The 15,849-nt window shown below is 70.7% G+C and carries 15 protein-coding genes and 1 tRNA gene; 7 read left to right on the top strand and 9 right to left on the bottom strand.

The annotated features are described in order from the left end of the window. Positions 1-268: 268 nt before the first annotated feature. Positions 269-1,075, top strand: coding sequence for an SDR family NAD(P)-dependent oxidoreductase (locus ACFO4E_RS20990; RefSeq protein WP_378577372.1), 807 nt, complete (start codon positions 269-271; stop codon positions 1,073-1,075). Positions 1,076-1,252: 177 nt separating this feature from the next. Next, positions 1,253-1,678: a hypothetical protein gene (locus ACFO4E_RS20985; RefSeq protein WP_378577370.1), complete on the top strand. Its 426-nt coding sequence runs from the start codon at positions 1,253-1,255 to the stop codon at positions 1,676-1,678. A 61-nt stretch (positions 1,679-1,739) separates the two neighbouring features. On the opposite strand, the gene ACFO4E_RS20980 is transcribed toward ACFO4E_RS20985, so the two are convergent. After that, positions 1,740-2,588 (bottom strand): aldo/keto reductase, encoded by an 849-nt coding sequence (locus tag ACFO4E_RS20980; protein WP_378577368.1) that lies wholly within the window; start codon positions 2,586-2,588, stop codon positions 1,740-1,742. A 281-nt stretch (positions 2,589-2,869) separates the two neighbouring features. Between ACFO4E_RS20980 and ACFO4E_RS20975 the strand changes: the two genes are divergently transcribed. Both ACFO4E_RS20975 and ACFO4E_RS20970 read left to right on the top strand, forming a co-directional pair. Further along, positions 2,870-3,928, top strand: coding sequence for a type III polyketide synthase (locus ACFO4E_RS20975; RefSeq protein WP_378577366.1), 1,059 nt, complete (start codon positions 2,870-2,872; stop codon positions 3,926-3,928). A gap of 63 nt (positions 3,929-3,991) precedes the next feature. After that, on the top strand, positions 3,992-4,555 hold the full coding sequence (locus ACFO4E_RS20970) for a nuclear transport factor 2 family protein (protein ID WP_378577364.1): 564 nt from the start codon (positions 3,992-3,994) through the stop codon (positions 4,553-4,555). A 99-nt stretch (positions 4,556-4,654) separates the two neighbouring features. Here ACFO4E_RS20970 and ACFO4E_RS20965 read toward each other — a convergent pair whose 3' ends face one another. Further along, entirely contained in the window at positions 4,655-5,698 is a 1,044-nt protein-coding gene (locus ACFO4E_RS20965; RefSeq protein WP_378577362.1) for a methyltransferase, read from the bottom strand. Between the two features lie 249 nt (positions 5,699-5,947). Between ACFO4E_RS20965 and ACFO4E_RS20960 the strand changes: the two genes are divergently transcribed. After that, a tRNA-Pro gene (locus ACFO4E_RS20960) sits at positions 5,948-6,021 on the top strand. 112 nt (positions 6,022-6,133) lie between these two features. Here the strand turns inward: ACFO4E_RS20960 and ACFO4E_RS20955 are convergent. The 4 genes from ACFO4E_RS20955 to sbnB form a co-directional block, all read right to left on the bottom strand. Next, on the bottom strand, positions 6,134-6,346 hold the full coding sequence (locus tag ACFO4E_RS20955; protein ID WP_378577360.1) for a hypothetical protein: 213 nt from the start codon (positions 6,344-6,346) through the stop codon (positions 6,134-6,136). Positions 6,347-6,465: 119 nt separating this feature from the next. After that, positions 6,466-6,693 (bottom strand): hypothetical protein, encoded by a 228-nt coding sequence (locus ACFO4E_RS20950; RefSeq protein WP_378577358.1) that lies wholly within the window; start codon positions 6,691-6,693, stop codon positions 6,466-6,468. Between the two features lie 105 nt (positions 6,694-6,798). Further along, complete coding sequence (sbnA, locus tag ACFO4E_RS20945; protein ID WP_378577356.1) at positions 6,799-7,767, bottom strand: 2,3-diaminopropionate biosynthesis protein SbnA; 969 nt, start codon at positions 7,765-7,767, stop codon at positions 6,799-6,801. 1 nt (position 7,768) lies between these two features. After that, the gene (gene sbnB / locus ACFO4E_RS20940) at positions 7,769-8,839 is read right to left on the bottom strand and encodes a 2,3-diaminopropionate biosynthesis protein SbnB (protein ID WP_378577354.1); all 1,071 of its coding nucleotides are present in this window, start codon (positions 8,837-8,839) and stop codon (positions 7,769-7,771) included. 376 nt (positions 8,840-9,215) lie between these two features. Between sbnB and ACFO4E_RS20935 the strand changes: the two genes are divergently transcribed. Then, positions 9,216-10,202, top strand: a complete 987-nt coding sequence (locus tag ACFO4E_RS20935) for a TauD/TfdA family dioxygenase (protein WP_378577352.1) — start codon at positions 9,216-9,218, stop codon at positions 10,200-10,202. Between the two features lie 48 nt (positions 10,203-10,250). Next, the gene (locus tag ACFO4E_RS20930; protein ID WP_378577350.1) at positions 10,251-11,747 is read left to right on the top strand and encodes a pyridoxal phosphate-dependent aminotransferase; all 1,497 of its coding nucleotides are present in this window, start codon (positions 10,251-10,253) and stop codon (positions 11,745-11,747) included. A gap of 71 nt (positions 11,748-11,818) precedes the next feature. Here the strand turns inward: ACFO4E_RS20930 and ACFO4E_RS20925 are convergent, their stop codons facing one another. The 3 genes from ACFO4E_RS20925 to ACFO4E_RS20915 are packed head-to-tail and all read right to left on the bottom strand — an operon-like array spanning position 11,819 to position 15,589. Then, complete coding sequence (locus ACFO4E_RS20925) at positions 11,819-13,021, bottom strand: MFS transporter (RefSeq protein WP_378577348.1); 1,203 nt, start codon at positions 13,019-13,021, stop codon at positions 11,819-11,821. Next, positions 13,021-14,463, bottom strand: a complete 1,443-nt coding sequence (locus tag ACFO4E_RS20920) for an ATP-grasp domain-containing protein (RefSeq protein WP_378577346.1) — start codon at positions 14,461-14,463, stop codon at positions 13,021-13,023. Before ACFO4E_RS20920 ends, ACFO4E_RS20925 begins: the two co-directional genes overlap by 1 nt. Then, positions 14,450-15,589 (bottom strand): SagB/ThcOx family dehydrogenase, encoded by a 1,140-nt coding sequence (locus ACFO4E_RS20915; RefSeq protein WP_378577344.1) that lies wholly within the window; start codon positions 15,587-15,589, stop codon positions 14,450-14,452. The genes ACFO4E_RS20920 and ACFO4E_RS20915 overlap by 14 nt, the downstream gene beginning before the upstream one ends. Between the last annotated feature and the right edge of the window lie 260 nt (positions 15,590-15,849).

The following is a 15,849-nucleotide window of genomic DNA, read 5'->3' as shown; positions in this document are numbered from 1 at the left end:
CGCGGCCATCATCGACGGATCATCTCACTACGCAATGCTTCAGTCACGCTTCGTGTTCGGCGCGGCGCCTCGCCGCCGCGCGGATCGGGGCGGGGCCGCGAACGGACCGCGCGCCGGGGCCCGAAACCGATATCGGAACGGACCCTCACATTTCAGGTCCGTCCGCCGTCTACCGGACGAACAACAGCGCCGGAGCCGCCCGGCCCGGCCGCGCCGCCGCCCGCCGACCCGCGCGGCGGCGCCCCCTCACCGATCCGAAGGACGAGACATGGACCTCAAGCTTGCCGGCCGTACCGCCGTCGTCACCGGCGCATCGAAGGGGATCGGGCTGGCCACCGCCCGGACCCTGCTCGACGAGGGTGCGAAGGTCGTGGCGGTCTCCCGGTCCACCGCCCCCGGGCTCGACGCGCTCGCCGGACCGTCGCTCGTGCACCTGCCCGCCGACCTCGCGGACCCCGACGCGGCGGACGGGCTCATCGGCCGCGCCGCGGAGGCGTTCGGCGGGATCGACATCCTGGTGAACAACGCCGGCGGACCGCCCCCCGGGGCCCGCCTCCCGCGGTTCTCGTTCAACGGCTCGACGGACGCCGAATGGGAGGACATCTACCGGTTCAACCTGTTCTCCCAGGTGCGGATCGTCCGCGCCGCCATCCCGGCGATGCTGGAGCGCGGCGGGGGCGCCATCGTCAACGTGTCCTCGGTGAACGCGCGGCAGCCGGGGACCATGAACGTCGACTACGCGAGCGCGAAGGCGGCGCTCAACACCCTCACCAAGGCGCTCTCGGAGGAGTTCGCCCCGCAGGGCATCCGGGTGAACACCGTGTCACCGGGGCCGGTGCGCACCGCGTGGTGGACCGAGGAGGGCGGGGCCGCCGACATCATCGCCGCCGGGGTCGGGGCCGACCGGGACGCGGTCATGGACACCGTGGCGCCGGAGATGATGAAGCTGGCGATCGGCCGCCTCGTCACCCCGCAGGAGGTCGCCGACATGATCGCCCTGCTCGCCTCGCCCCGCTCCGCCAGTACCACCGGCGCCGACTACGTCGTCGACGCGGGCTTCCTCAAGGAGGTCTGACCCGCACCGGCACGCGCCCGGCGCCGCGCGGTCGGCGGCGCCGGGCGCACGGCGGGCACTCCTCGGGCATTCCGCGGGGACTCGACGGGTGCGACAACGCGCCGATCGTGGGTAGCACCCCCAAGGTGTCGCAGGGGGCCGTGGCCCCCTGACCACCTACGACGTCGGGAGCACGACATGAAGCGCTGTGTCAGGACACGCCACCTGCCGGTCCGGATCGCGACCGGCGCCTTCATCCTCGGAACAGGGCTGGACAAGAAGGCCGCCGACGACGAGGCCGCCCAGCAGCTGCACGGCTTCGCCGCCAGCGCCTACCCCGTCGTGAACAAGGTCGATCCGCGGACCTTCACGCGCCTGGTCGCGGCGGGTGAGATCACGCTCGGAACGGCGCTCCTGCTCCCGGTCGTGCCCACCCTGCTCGCCGGGGTCGGGCTCACGGCGTTCTCGGCGGGGCTGCTCGGCCTGTACCTGCGCATCCCCGGGATGCGCCGCGAGGGCAGCCTGCTCCCCACCGAGCAAGGGCTGTCGGTCGCCCAGGACGTCTGGCTGCTCGGGGCGGGCCTCAGCCTGGTCGTCGACGCGGTCACCGACCGCGGCCGGTAGCGGCGCGCGGCCCGGCGGCGCTCGGAGCGGGCCGGGGCGCGGACGGCCCGGCAACGGGGGATCAGAACTCCTCGTACACCGCGGGGTCCTGGTCGGCGATGCGCCCGTCAGGACGGCCGAGGCCGGTGATGGCGGCCATGTCCGCGTCCGACAGCTCGAAGTCGAACACCGACATGTTCTCCCGCTGGCGCGCCGCGCCCGCGGCCTTCGGCAGCGGCACCGCCCCCAGCTGGAGGTGCCAGCGCAGGACCACCTGCGCGGTGCTGCGCCCGTGGCCGGCGGCGATCCGCTCGACGACCGGATCGCGCAGCACGGCGCCGGCGCGCCCCAACGGGCTCCACGACTCCGTGCGGATCCCGTTGGCCTCATGCCACTCCCGCAGGTCGGCCTGTGGGAAGTAGGGGTGCAGCTCCACCTGGTTGACGCTCGGCACCACCCCGGTCTCGGCCGCGATGCGCTCCAGGTGGGCGGGCAGGAAGTTCGACACCCCGATCGAGCGCAGCAGCCCCTGCCGCTTGAGGTCCACCAGCGCCTGCCACGCCTCGACGTACAGGTCACGGCCCGGGTTGGGCCAGTGGACCAGGTACAGGTCGTAGTGGTCGAGCCCCGCGCGGTAGAGCGATTCGTGCACGGCCGCGACCGCCTTGTCGTAGGCGTGGTGGCGGCCGGCGAGCTTCGACGTGACCCGCAGGTCCTCGCGCGGCACCGGGCTGCGGCGGACGGTTTCGCCCACGGCGCCCTCGTTCTCGTAGTTGAACGCGGAGTCCAGCAGGCGGTAGCCCAGCTCGATCGCGTTCACCATGGCGTCGACGCCTCCTGCGCCGTTCAGCGCATAGGTGCCGAAACCGATGGCGGGCAGCGTGGTGCCGTCGTTGAGCGTGTGATCGGGGATCGGTGTGGTCGTGGTCATCGTCGTCGGCCGTCCTCTCCGTCCCCGCGGCCGGACACCGGCGGGCGGCGGTGCGCGCCGCCGGGCGGGGGCGCGCGGCCGCGGGCTCGCGTCCCGGCGGATCCGCCTTTCACTCTAGTCCCGCACATCCCGGCGCAGGGGGAGGAGGGGCGGAGTGTCAGCCGGCCCCGTTCGGTCACGGCGCGTTCTCGGGAGATCGCGGTGCGCAGTGGTTGACTGGTGACCGCGAGCGGTGACCGGCGGCGGTACGCGCCGCCGGCGGGGCCGGTGAGGGGGAGCGGGTGGAGGAGGCGCGGATCGCCGGGATCGGGGCGGCCTTCCCCCCGACCGTCCTGGTCCAGCGCGAGGTGCTGGGGATGCTGCCCGAGGGGCACGCCCGCCGGGAGGTCCTGCGCCGCATCCTCGCGGGGTCGGGGATCCTGCGGCGCCGCATGGTGATCGACCCCCGGCACGAGGACGTCTCCGCCTGGACCACGGCCGAGCGCATGCGCAGGTTCCAGCGTGACGCGCTGCCCTTGGCGGCCACGGCCGTCTCGACCGCCCTCGCCCGCGCCGCCGTCGACCCCGGTGACATCGGGATGCTGTGTGTGGTCTCCTCCACCGGCTACGGAACACCGGGGGTCGACTCCCGGCTGATCCGCGACCTGGGGATGCGGCCCGACACCCAGCGGCTGGCGGTCGGGCACATGGGGTGCTTCGGCGCGCTCCCCGGCCTGGCGGCCTGCACCGACTTCGTGCGCGGCCACGCGCGCCCGGCCGTGCTGCTCAACGTGGAACTGTCGTCGCTGCACCTGCAGCCCGCCCCCTGGGACATGGAGCAGTTCGTGGTGAACTCCCTGTTCGGCGACGCCGCCGTGGCCATGGTCGTACGGGCGGACGACCGCGCCGAAGGGGTCGGCCCGGCGCTGCGCGTGCTGGACACCGCCTCCTACACCGACCACGGGCACGAGGACCACATGACCTGGGAGGTGGGCGACACCGGCTTCCTCATGGGGCTGTCGTCCAAGGTCCCCGACCTGATCGCCGCGCGGCTGCCCGAGGTGGTCGGCGGGCTCCTCGGCCCCCGCGGGCTGACCGTCGGCGACGTGCGCTGGTGGGCCGTCCACCCCGGGGGGCCGCGCATCATCGACGCCGCCGAGCAGGGCCTCGGGCTCGCGCCGGAGCTGACGGCCGACTCGCGCCGCGTCCTCGCCGAGTACGGGAACTGCTCGTCGGCGGGGCTGCCGATCGTCCTCGCCGAACTCCTGCACACCGGCGCCCCGGTCGCGGGCACCCACGGCGTCGCCATGACGTTCGGTCCCGGCCTGACCCTGTACACCGCCCTGCTGCTCGGCGAGTGAGGGGACGCGGTTGTGGAGGCCGACGGGGCGCGCCGGGGCGGAGGTCGCGACAGGGGGCCGGCGATGACGGATTCCGGGAGAACCGGGGAACCTGAGGACACGGCCGAAACGATCGACACGGCCGGAACGGTCGACGCGGTCGGCGGGACGGGCGGGACCGGTGCGATCGGCGCGGCCGACACGGCGCGCCTGCGCGCGATGCTCGCCCGCGCGGACATCGGCGACCTCCTGGCCCGCTTCGCCCGCTGCCTCGACGAACGCGATTTCACCGGTTACGCGGAGTTGTTCACCGCCGACGGTGCGCTGCGCATGCCCGGCGCCGAACACCGCGGGCGCGCCGGGCTCGCCGAGTTCGTGGCCGCGGACCTGGGGCGGTACCACCGCACCCATCACCTGATCACCAACCACCAGGTGGACGTCGACGGCGATGCGGCGTCGTCCCGCTGCTACCTCTACGCGGTCCATCTGCGCGGTCCCGACGACCCCGCCGACTGGTGGTCGGTGGGCGGACACTACGACCACACCTACCGGCGTGAGGGCGGGGTATGGCGGATCCGGACGGTCGACATCACGCCGATCTGGATCGGCGAGGGCGCCCGGCCGCTGCCGGGCCCGGAGCGGGAGTGATCGTCGAAGGCCGCGGCGCAGGAGGGCGGGCGTACTCAGCCGGGTACGGTCTCGGGGCCGGGGCCGGGGCCGGGGCCGGGGGCGGTGCGGGCAGGGCGCTCAGGCGGGCACGGCCTCGATGAGGCTGTAGGGCGAGGCGGTGGGGATCACACCGACCAGCCGCATGTCGGCGGCTGCGAGCAGCGCGGCGAACTCTTCGCCGGTCCGCTCCCGCCCTCCCGAGATGACGAGCATGGACAGGTCCATGGTCTTCGCCGGATGGTAGGTGTCGCCGGGAGGCAGCACGGATTCGATGAGCAGCAGCCGGGCACCGTCGCCCATGGCCCGCCGGCAGCGGCGCAGGATCCGCGCCGCCGGGTCGTCGGGCCAATTGTGCAGGATCCACTTGAGCAGGTAGAGGTCGCCGCCCGGCGGCACGTCCCGGAAGAAGTCGCCGCCGGTGGCGGTACAGCGGTCCGCGAGCCCCTCGGCGCGCATCCGCTCCCGGGCGGCGTCGGCCACGTGCGGGGTGTCGAAGACGACCCCGGTGGCGTCGGGGGCGGCGTGCAGCACGGCGCTGAGCAGTGCCCCGGACCCGCCGCCGACGTCGACGATCCTGCGTGCAGCGGAGAAGTCGTAGGCGTCCAGCACGGCGGGGAGAACGGCCCGCGTCAGCTCGGCCATCGCGGCGTCGAACACGCCGGCGTGCCCGGCATCGTGCGCCAAGTGGTCGAAGAAGTGCTCGCCCATCACCGCGGCGAAGGCCGACTCCCCGGTCCGCAGGCTGTGCCGGCACCCGTCGAGGACGAGCGGCAGCAGGACCCCGTTCATGGCGAGCACGGAACGGACGCTGCGCGGATGGTCCGAGCGAAGCGGTCCGCCCAGCCCGGTGAGCCCGAACGTCCCGGGCTCGGTCTCGGTGAACACCCCGCACGCGGCCAGCATCCGCAGCATCCGGTACAGCACATCGGGATCGCACGAGGTGGCCGCGGCGAGCTCGGCGGAGGCCCGCGGCCCGCCGGCGAGCAGATCCCCGATCCCCATCTCGGCGGCGAAGTGCAGCGCCTGGGCGTGGAACACCCCGTCGCTCATCCCCAGCAGCGCCAGCGAAGCCTCCACATCGGCGGACCCGCCCGCGCTCTCATCCCGCCGCTCTGCCCCCATGGGTGCACAGTAACCAGGTGCGGATCGCCCGACCCGCATCCCAGGACCGCGACGGCGAGTCCCCGTACGGGCACGTCGGCAGCGGGGGACATCTCCGCGCCCGCGCCCGTTCGCCCCCCGGGCACGTGCCACGGGCGGCCACGCCCTCCAGGCACGGGCCACCCGGAGGAAAACCTGTCACGAACCGCCTCGGAGATGCGATAGAGTTCTACTCGTTCGAGGGGAACCGACCAGGTCCCCGCAGGACACCGGGACGTAGCGCAGTTTGGCAGCGCACTTGACTGGGGGTCAAGGGGTCGTGGGTTCAAATCCCGCCGTCCCGACAGCGTAAGCGCAGCTTACATGCCCACCATCCGAATCGGGTGGTGGGCTTTTCCGTACCACGTGGGCAAGGACTGGGTAATGACCTTGCTGCCCGGTGGCGCCGACGTCGCGTTACAGGTCGCGGTGTCCGGTCGCTCTCTTCAGCAGTACCCGGACGCCCTCCTCGTCGCCGCGGCGGGCGCGCCAGTCGACCGACACCACGTCGTAACCGTCGCTCCCCTCGGCGTCGAGAGTGTCCGCGAGGCCCGTGGCGCCCGCATACTCGCCATCCTCCATCGGCACGAAGACCTCGGTGAACTCCCAGAAGAACTGCTGATCGCTCAAGACGACCCCTCCGATTACCAGTAGCGGTGCTCTGTCGTCTTCCTCGGTGCGCGGCGCAGGGGATCGGAGCGCGGGCGGGAGGCCCGCGCCCGGCGATGACCCCGTGAACGGTCCGGGCACTAGTCGTCGTCGGTGTCGTTCTCAGGTCGGGGACGGCGGCGGAGGCGCCAGGGCAGCGGTGGCAGGGTGTAGGCGAGTATCAGGAAGGCCACGGCGGCGACCAGCATCTCCCAGGACAGCCACCATACGTCGCCGCCGGGTGGGTCCGCCGGCAGCCAGAAGCCGGCCAGCAGGACGACGCCGAGACAGAAGAGCACCTTGGCCAGGTTCCACAGGTTCTTCGACATGGTGCGGTCACCTCGGCGCTGATAGGGGATGAACGCTATCCCACCCCTGTTCCCGATACCAGGGGCGCCGGCCGAGGACCGGGCCCCGTGGATGCGTCGGCCTCCTCATAGGGCCGATACCGGGCCCGGGGGGTCGGCGAAGTGGCGGGCGACCCAGGCGTCGTCGTAGATCGAGTCGAGGTAGCGTTCGCCGAGGTCGGGTGCGATCGCCACGGCGTCCCCATGTGGATAGGTCCGGTTCTCCTTGAGCCAGTGCTGTGCTCCGCTCACCACCGTTCCCGTCGACCCCCCGAACAGGAAGCCGCACTCGGCCAGGCGGCGGCACATCCTGATCGCGTCGATCTCGGCGACCCGCACCACGTCGTCGACGACCGCCTCGTCGAGCAGCGGAGGGCGGATGCTCATACCGACCCCCGGGATCATCCGCGGCCGCTCAGGACCGCCGAAGATGACAGACCCCGCCGCGTCCACGGCCACGACGGTGACCCCGCTCGCCGTGTCCTTGAAGTATCGGGCGCACCCCATGAGGGTGCCGGTCGTACCCGCGCCGATGAAGAGGACCTTCAGATTGGGGAACGCTCTGCGGATCGCACGCGCGGTCTCGTGGAAATGTATTCGCCAATTCGCCGGGTTCTCGTACTGATTGAGCCAGACGTATCTGCTGTCGGTCGCGGTGATCTTCTTGATGTGGGCTATTCTCGCGCCCAGGAATCCGCCGTTCGGATCCTGGTCCCGCACGATGTGGACAGTGGCGCCGTAGGCTTCCATGAGTCGAATGCTCGCCGGATTGCACTTGGGGTCCGTGACGCACAGGAACGGGATCCCCCTGTTCGCGGCGATCATGCTGATCGCCACTCCCAGGTTTCCGGACGATGATTCGACCAGTACGGAGTCCGGGGACAGGCGGCGCTCGCGCTCCGCGGCGTCTATCAGGGATCTGGCCGTTTTGATCTTCACGGATCCGGCGAAATTGACGCCCTCGCATTTGACGTACAAAGGGACACCGAGAAGCGGATCCAAGTCGACGTACAAGTCCTCGTCGGTATAGTCCTGCGGCTGGCTGATGATCGGCATCCTAGTTCCCCTGACCGTTCCCGTCTCCCCGTGCGGAAGGGTGGAAACCATCGATGACGCGCGCGGTTCCCTGGAACCGCGCTTGGTCGTGCACGTATCTCCCGAGAGCGAGGTCGAGCACGCCGAGCCCGAAAGGAGAGAAGACCACCGGCTTGTCCGATGCGAATTCGCACCGGCCGCCGATGACGTCGGCTATGGTGCCGTCGACGAAATCACGGTTGCCCTGTTCCAGTTCGGTGAGGTGCGGGGAGGTCCTCTCCCGCAGGCAGTGGTCGACGTCGTCCACGATGTTCACCGCGGACAGGATGACGGCGGGGGAGAGGTCCCGCAGGGAGATGTTCAGGACCAATGGATTGTGTGAGAACCAGGCCGGGGATTCGATGTGCGGTTCCGCCGCCGTTGTCGCGAGGATCACCAGATCCGATGAGCGGATGACGTCCTCCGCACCGGACGCGATGTGCACATCGGGCCCGGGAACGCCCGATGAGACCAGATGCCGGCGAAATGCCGCGGACCGTTCGGGAACGGTGTCGTGGATACTGAGGCGTTCCAGTCGGATCCCGACTGCGCGGAGGTAGCGGTGGACGCTGCGCGCTATCGGACCGGTTCCCAGGAATCCGGCGGTTCGGGGGGGCCGCTGACCTGATCTGATCCTCAGTACCGCGAGCGCGGCCGACGCCGCGGTCCGGTTCGCGCTGATGACGGAACCCTCCAGGCAGGCGAACGGATATCCGGTTCTCCGGTCGTTGAGGATGAGCGCGGCAGAGGCGCGCGATATCCCTCCGGGAACGTTATCGGGAAAACTGGAGACCCATTTTATTCCGTGTAGTCCGTCGTCTCCGCCCAAGGACGAGGGAAGGGCGATGATCCTGTCTCCGGGCTGTTCCGGAAATCGGAGGAAATAGGATGGTGGATTCACGGACCCGCCGGACGCGTGCTGGATATACGTGTTCTCCACCACGTCGACGATCCGCTTCTCCTGTCCGGATATAATGGATTCTATATCGGGCGCTGAAATGACGGTGAAATGCGGTTCGGTCAACTTATCGGTCTGCTGGCCTCTTTCGGTCATGGCGCTGGAAATCCCTTCAGGTGTACGATTCGAATGCGGATCGTAGCGAGCTGTGACGACGCAGGTCCCGCCTCTGGATGATCGAATGCAAGGCAAATCGCGACCGGGCGTACCGGGATCGTGCAATTCGATGAAGACAAGGGGCCGGCGGTCCGAGAATGGGGGGTTTAGGTCGGCTCGGTGCCTGGTCACGGCCGGATCGCCGTGAGGGTGCGCACAAGGTCCTTCTATTTATGAATCGTATCAAGGGCCGGGTGGCGGGGCAAGGGATTCCGGGTGCCTCCTTCCATTGATCCGGGGGTTCGATATTGCTAATATCAATTCATGACCGGTCCCCAATTCTTCTGTTTTCTTGATCAGGGACGAGGGGTTTCATATGTCAGAATTCTCTGTGCGTACGGCTCTCCCCCGGCGGCATGTCCTCCAGGTGAGCGAGGCCGAGGCCGGGCGCATCTGGGCGGGGCTGCGGAACCGGATCGACGGCCGCGACATGAACGAGGCGTCCCCGGATGAAATCGTCTCCGTGGCCGCCGGGGTGCCGGGCCTGCTCCCCGAAGGCCTGCTGCGGTCGCTGCACGAGTTCCGGAGCGATCCCCCCGAGAGCGATGTCCACCTCGTGCGGGGCCTCATACCGCGGGAGACGGAATTCGAGAGGACGCCCGCCTCGTCGACCGCCCCGTTCGGCTCGCCGGAATCCCAGGCCGCCGCCCTGCTCCTGCTGGGGGTCATGGGCCTTGTGGGTGAGCCGTTCAATTTCCGGACCCTGTACGAGGGGAGAATCGTCCAGCACGTCGTCCCCGTGTCGAGGATGGAGCACACCCAGACGGGCGAGAGCAGCAAGGGGACACTCGACTGGCATGTCGAGGACGGTTTCACAGCGGACCGGTGCGACCACTTCGGCCTGCTGTGCGTGCGCGGTGATACGAGCGCCGTGACCGAATTCGCGGGCGTCCGCGACCTCCGGCTGCCCGACGCGGCCGGCGCCGTCCTTCGCGAGCCGCGTTTCGCGATGGCGCCCGACACCGCCCACGTCCTCCAAACCCCGCGGGCCGCGGTCACCGCCGTCATCTCCGGTCCGGCGCACGCCCCGGAGATCTGCTACGACGCGCACTACCTGACCCCCTCCGACCCGGGAGACCACGAGGCGGCGGAAGCGCTGGCCCTGCTCGCCGGCGCCCTCGACCGCGTCAAGGCGGGGCATGTCCTGGAACAGGGTGATCTGCTCCTGCTGGACAACCGGCGCGTCGTCCACGCCCGCACGTCCTTCGACGCCCGCTACGACGGGGCCGACCGGTGGCTGATGCGGACCATGGTCTGCTCGTCGGTCCCCGCGTACCGGCGCAGGGCCGGGCGGATCATCTGACACAGGCAGCGGGGAGCTCGATGACCCTTCACCCATGAGGAGAGACGCGTGCGAGTAGCACTCCGCGGTTCGGACGACGACCCGCTGCTTCCTCCGTTCCGGCCGTGGCGATTCATGCTCGACGTCGACGAGGTCAATTACGACGAGGCGGAACTCGTCGCCTACACCCGGCGGGGTCTCGGCGAGGACGTCGTCAACCTCTCCTCCGGGATCAACCACGTGGAACCGCCGGAGAAGCTGATCCGGTTCGCGCTCGACGCCGCCGCCGATCCGCTCTTCTGGCACGATTACGACGGTCCGAGCGGCCACCTGATCGGCCGGGCCGCGATCGCGGCGTATGAGCGGAGCCGCGGGGACGGCCGCGTCGCGATCGACGTGCGCAACGTGATCGTCACCGCGGGAGCGAGCGCAGCCCTCTCCCTCGCCGCCGCAGGCCTGCGCGCGAGCGCATCCGCCCCGGTCCAGGGGAGCGGGCCCGGCGCGCTCGTGCCCGTTCCCACCTTCCCCCTCGCCGGCGCGGCTCTGGCGCGGTGCGGGTTCGACATCACCGAGGTCGAATCCCTCGTGTCGGGGCGCTGGCTGCCCACCGTGGACGAGCTGATCGCCGCCGCCGACGACGACACCCGGGTGTGCTACCTCAACACCTTCAACAATCCGAGCGGCGAGTTCTACGGCGAGGCCGAGCTGCGCCGGCTCGTGGCCTGGGCGCGGGACCGGAAGGTGATGCTCCTGCACGACCTGGTCTCCTCCGACGTGAGCGCCAGCGACGCGATCCCCCATCTGCTGTCGATCGCCGACGAGGAGTCCTACGGCGAGGGACTCGTGACCATCGGCAGCATGTCCAAGGCGCGTGCGGTTCCCGGTTTCCGCGTGGGCTGGCTCATCGCGGACGACGCCCTCGTCACCCGGCTGAGCAGGGCGAACGAACTCCAAGCGCCGTCGTCTCCGGCCTTCGCCGCGCCGATGCTGCTCTTGGACCGCCTGCTCTCGGCGGCCACGGACGGCGCGGGAGACCGCGTGCGCGACGGGGCGGCCGCATCGGGCGCCCCTCACCATGCGCGGGCAGACCTCTCCGCCGCTCTCCGCCGTCGATGGTCGGACCTGCATGAACTGCTCGCCTCCTATGTCGCCGTCATGCCGGATCTGGCGAGATTCCTCGACACGGCCGGGGCGGAGCTGACCGACCCGGTGACCGCCGACGGCCTGGCCGCCTGGCGTATGGGGATCAGGCGAACCCTGGCGGAGAACGCGGCCGTCCTCTCCACCGAGTTCCCGGACCTGGTCGCCGACGTGCCCGCGTGGCGCGGGGATTTCAACACCTTCGTTCGGATTCCGGGGCTGGCGGGCCTCGACCACCTCGCCACCGCGCACGAGCTCTTCCGCCGGCACGGCCTGCAGACGCTGCCCGCGCCGGCCTTCGGGAAGGACGAGGCGTGGTGGCGGCGGCGCGGATACCACTCCCGGCTGTCCTTCGCGATGCCGACGCCCCTGTGGCGGTCGGCTCTGGGGCGGCTGCGCCGGGCGGTGGCGGACCTGGCGCCGTGAGTCGCGCCACCGCCCGGCGGGGCGGGCCGGCGAGCGGTGGGCGGCGCCATCGTCCGAGCCGTCGCCGGAGGTCAGCCGGCAGGTGCCGCGCGGCGCAGGCTCCGGCCGCCCATGAGGACGGCGAGCACCACCAGCGGCACGCCCAGCAGGAAGGGGGCGCGCAGCCCCCAGGCCGTCGCGACGAATCCTCCGACCAGCGCCCCCAGCGGTTCGAGTCCCAGGACCAGCGTCCGGTTGATGCTGATGGCCCGGCCGTACAGTTCGGGCGGGGTCAGCGTCTGCATCACGGTCGCACTCACGACCAGGAAGACGGAGAACGCGAAGCTGCTCAGCGCCAGGCACACCGCCGCCACCACGGCGTGCGCCGTCAGCCCCAACGCGAGCTGGCACCCCGCTGCCAGCGCCGCGGCGGACAGGAGCGCGCCCCCGGAACCGAGGACACGGGCGATGAGCTCCGCGCCGAATCCACCCGCCAGGCCGCCGACCGCGCCCACCGCGAGCAGGACGCCGAACATCGTCGCGGGCAGCTCCAGGACCTCCTGCACGTAGAGGACGAGGGTCGCGAACCACGCCGCGTCGGTGAAGGCCAGCACTCCGCCGAGGGCGACCACGGACCGCAGGCGCCGCTGGCCGGCGAGCCAGCGCAGGCCAGCGGCGATGTCGCCGGTCAGTGTCGGCCGGTGCGCCGGACGCGGACGCGGCCGGAAGATGAGGGGGATCGTGCACACCAGCGCCGTCCCCGCGGCGAGCAGCCCGCCGTTGAGCGCGAAGGGGAGCGCGACGGCCACACCGAACAGGTAGCCGCCGAGCGGCGGGCCGATGAGCTCGTACCCCGCGTTCGTGGCGTTGCTCAGCAGACCGTTCGCGCGGTTGCGCCGGTCGGGCGGCACCAGTTCGGGGACGAGGGTGGAGGAGGCGGTGTCACGGAACGTCGCGCCGAGCCCGCCGAGGAACGCCACCGTGTAGACGAGCGCGATGGTCGCGCCGTCCAGGACGAGCGCGACGCAGAGGCCGGCGAACAGCCCGAGCCGCACCACGTCGCAGAACGCGATGAGCAGGCCGCGGTTGGCGCGATCGACGGTGGCCCCTGCCAGCAGCCCCACCAGCAGCCACGGCAGCAGCGATGCCACGGTCGTCCCCGCCACCAGGATCGGGTTGGTGGTCAGGGACGCCGCCAGCAGGGGCAGGGCCGCGCTCTGCACGCCGTCGCCGAGTTTGACCAGGGCGGTCCCGGTCAGCAGCCGGCGGAAGCCGGCCGGCGCCGTCGCCACCATCAGCAACCCCCGTCCGTCGGGTCGAGGGCCGGCCGCGGATACCAGACCCCGCCCACGAACACCTCACCTCCCAGCTTGCACGCACCCGCCCGTTCGCCGTCGTACGTGCGGACGGCCATCGCCCGTGCCGCGCCGTCGACCACGAAGAGGCTCGGGTGGGGCTGCCCCGGGAAGGTGCGCAGGCCCTCGGCGCAGAGCCGGGGGACCGGTCGCGCGGAAGCGGGAATGACCTCCTGGACGATCCGCGGGCGACCGGCCGCGACGTCGGCCGTGACGGTGCCGTGGAAGTCCTCGGCGCCGACGTGGGCGCCGAAGACGACGCCCGCGCCCATCGACCCGATGAGCGGCTTCGTCACCAGTTCGGCGACGGGAAGCGGCGGGACGTCCTCGGGGCGGACGATGAACCGCGCGTCCGGCGGTGCGTCTCGGGCGACCAGCCACGTGCGGGGGATCGTCTCCTCGACGAGGGCGCCGGCCGCGGCGTCGAGCAGCCCGAGCGCGCGGGCCTCGTGCAGCAGGGCGAACACCGCCTTGTTCGTCAGCCATTCGTCCAGGTAGGGGGAGACCATCACCACGCTCGCCTCGGCCGCCGCCTCGGTGACCGCGCGGGCCGGCTCCGGATCCTCGATCATGTCCTCGAGCAGGAAGTGCCGGTGGACGACGTGCACCGGACGCGCGCCGTACCACAGCCGTCCGCGCTCGTAGCGCAGTTCCTCGGGGTGGCAGATGACCGTGTCGAAGCCGTTGCGCCGGTAGCGGGCCGCCCGCCGGTCGTGGTCATAGCGGGACGCTTCGAGATAGGCGCGCCAGTCGACCAGAGCTACGGTCGGGGTGCCGTCGACCGGGAGGCCGGCGCATTTCGCGAGGGCGGCCCGGGCGATCAGGTCCATCGGGCAGTCCGCCGTGAACGCTCTGCGGGTCAGGAATCGCGAGAGGAGCCCGTTCCCGCGTACCAGCCGGTTGTAGTCGTCGACGTCGGTCAACCCGAGGCTGTTCGCGTTGGTCTCGACCAGCATCCACCCGCGGTCGCCGGGGAGATGGTCGTGTCGGGAGGCGGAGACGCCCAGGGGGATCTCCAGCTCGATGTAGGGCCGGAGCGCCGGGGGAACGGCCAGGAGGTCCATCGTCGGTCCCATGCCGCCGAACAGCCGGTTCGAGAGGGTCGGGACGACGGATTCCAGGAGCGTCGCGGAGTACCGCAACCGCCGGTACTCCTCGTCGGGCATCAGCATCGGCACGGGAAGGGGCGGGAAGTACCGCTTCCCGCCGGACCGGATCTCGTCCCGGGAGTACACCTGGAGGACGTTGTGCTCCGCGAACTCCTCTTGCAGTCCGCGCAGGCGGCGGTAGTCCGGACCATCATGTTGCGAAATGTGGTCGAGGAGTTCGTCGGCGGGCCCCGGGCCGCCCGTCGCGGGAGTCGCGGGATCAGTTCGAGGCATCGACGTCCCGGTCCGCTCCGTGTCGGTCGAGCAGCGGGGTCATCCGGAAGGAGTCGAGCCGGGCGGGGCCGGAGTGCAGCCGTTGCTCCTCGCCGGCGCCGGGATCGGGCACCCCCGCGCTCAGCACGTAGACCGAGGTCTCGGTGGCCGGGTCGATGCCCAGCCGCGCCTCGACCTCCGTGTCCTTGAAGGCGAGCGTCTGGAAGGGACCGAGGCCGAGTGCGGTGGAGGTGAGGGCGAAGGACTGCCCGAGGTGCCCTGCGTTCAGCAGCATGACGCGATACGCCCGCGGCGATCGGTACTTGCTGGTCATCCGCTCCAGGACGGCGGTCAGAACGACGGCGAACCCCGCCTCGCCGATCCCTGACTGGGAATGGCAGAGGTCGGAGAACTCCTCCCGGGTCTGGCCCTCGTGGAGGAGTTCCAGGGAGTGCTCCAAGACGTTGTAGTGGTAGACGCCGTTGTCGATGTCCTCCACGTTGAAGACCGCGACGTACGCCTCCAGTTCGTTGCGCGCGCCGCCCGCCGGGCTGGTCCGGATCATGAGGCTGCCGAACTCGCCGGCGGCGATGAAGTCCTTGGGGCCGAACACCGCCGCCATGAGGGCGGCGAAGGTGTTCCTCGGCACCGGGGCGTCGCTGAAGGAGCGGTGGGTGCGGCGGCCGTAGAGCGTGTCGAGGAAGCCGTCCCCGATGGGGTTCGGCAGCCGGGGGAGCAGGACCCGGTCCGCATCCGGGTACGCCTTCGCGAGGGGCGGCCGTCCTTCGCCGACGATCGCCTGTTTCAGTTCCGTCGTCGATTCGACGTAATTCGCATTCTTGCTGCTGAAATGGAAGGCGGTGGCCTGCGGGTTCCAGTGCCGCCAGTGGTGGTGCACCCGCTCGTCGAGTTCCGCTTCCTTGGTCCCCTCTTCCAGGAGCAGGCCGTGTTCCAGCAGGAAGGCGATGTCCTGCCGCGATGCCATCTTCTCGACGGCGTCGTCGTATTCGACCCAGGAGGTGAACCGGGCGAGCGTGGTGACGGTCGCCGTGTTGACCCGCAGAGTGCGCTGGGCGAGGATCCGATCCAGGAGGAAATGATCCGACGCCCAGTAGACGGCAAGGCATCTCGCCCTCCGTGTTCGCATGAGGCGTGTCCTTTTCCAGGTGGGGGTGCAGGGGCGGGCGCCGGAATGCCCGGCGCCCGCCTGGGTCGGCTACCTGCTGGCGTGCTGCAGCAGTTCGGCCTTCTCGATTTCCTCGATCACGATCTCGGGCTTCTCCATAATGTACTCCTTGTGGGAGGCTCGGATGAAATCCGCGGGGGAGGGGTCGCGAATTCCGGCAGACGGATTCAAGGCTTCCGGCGTGCCGGGTATTTTTACCTTTCCCCCGCAGATTAAATGCT

Origin of the sequence: Nocardiopsis mangrovi (genome assembly GCF_042653925.1) — a bacterium.
Lineage (GTDB): Bacteria > Actinomycetota > Actinomycetes > Streptosporangiales > Streptosporangiaceae > Nocardiopsis_B > Nocardiopsis_B mangrovi.
Note: the sequence above shows the minus strand (reverse complement) of the source record. Positions and strands in the feature narration are given on the sequence as shown.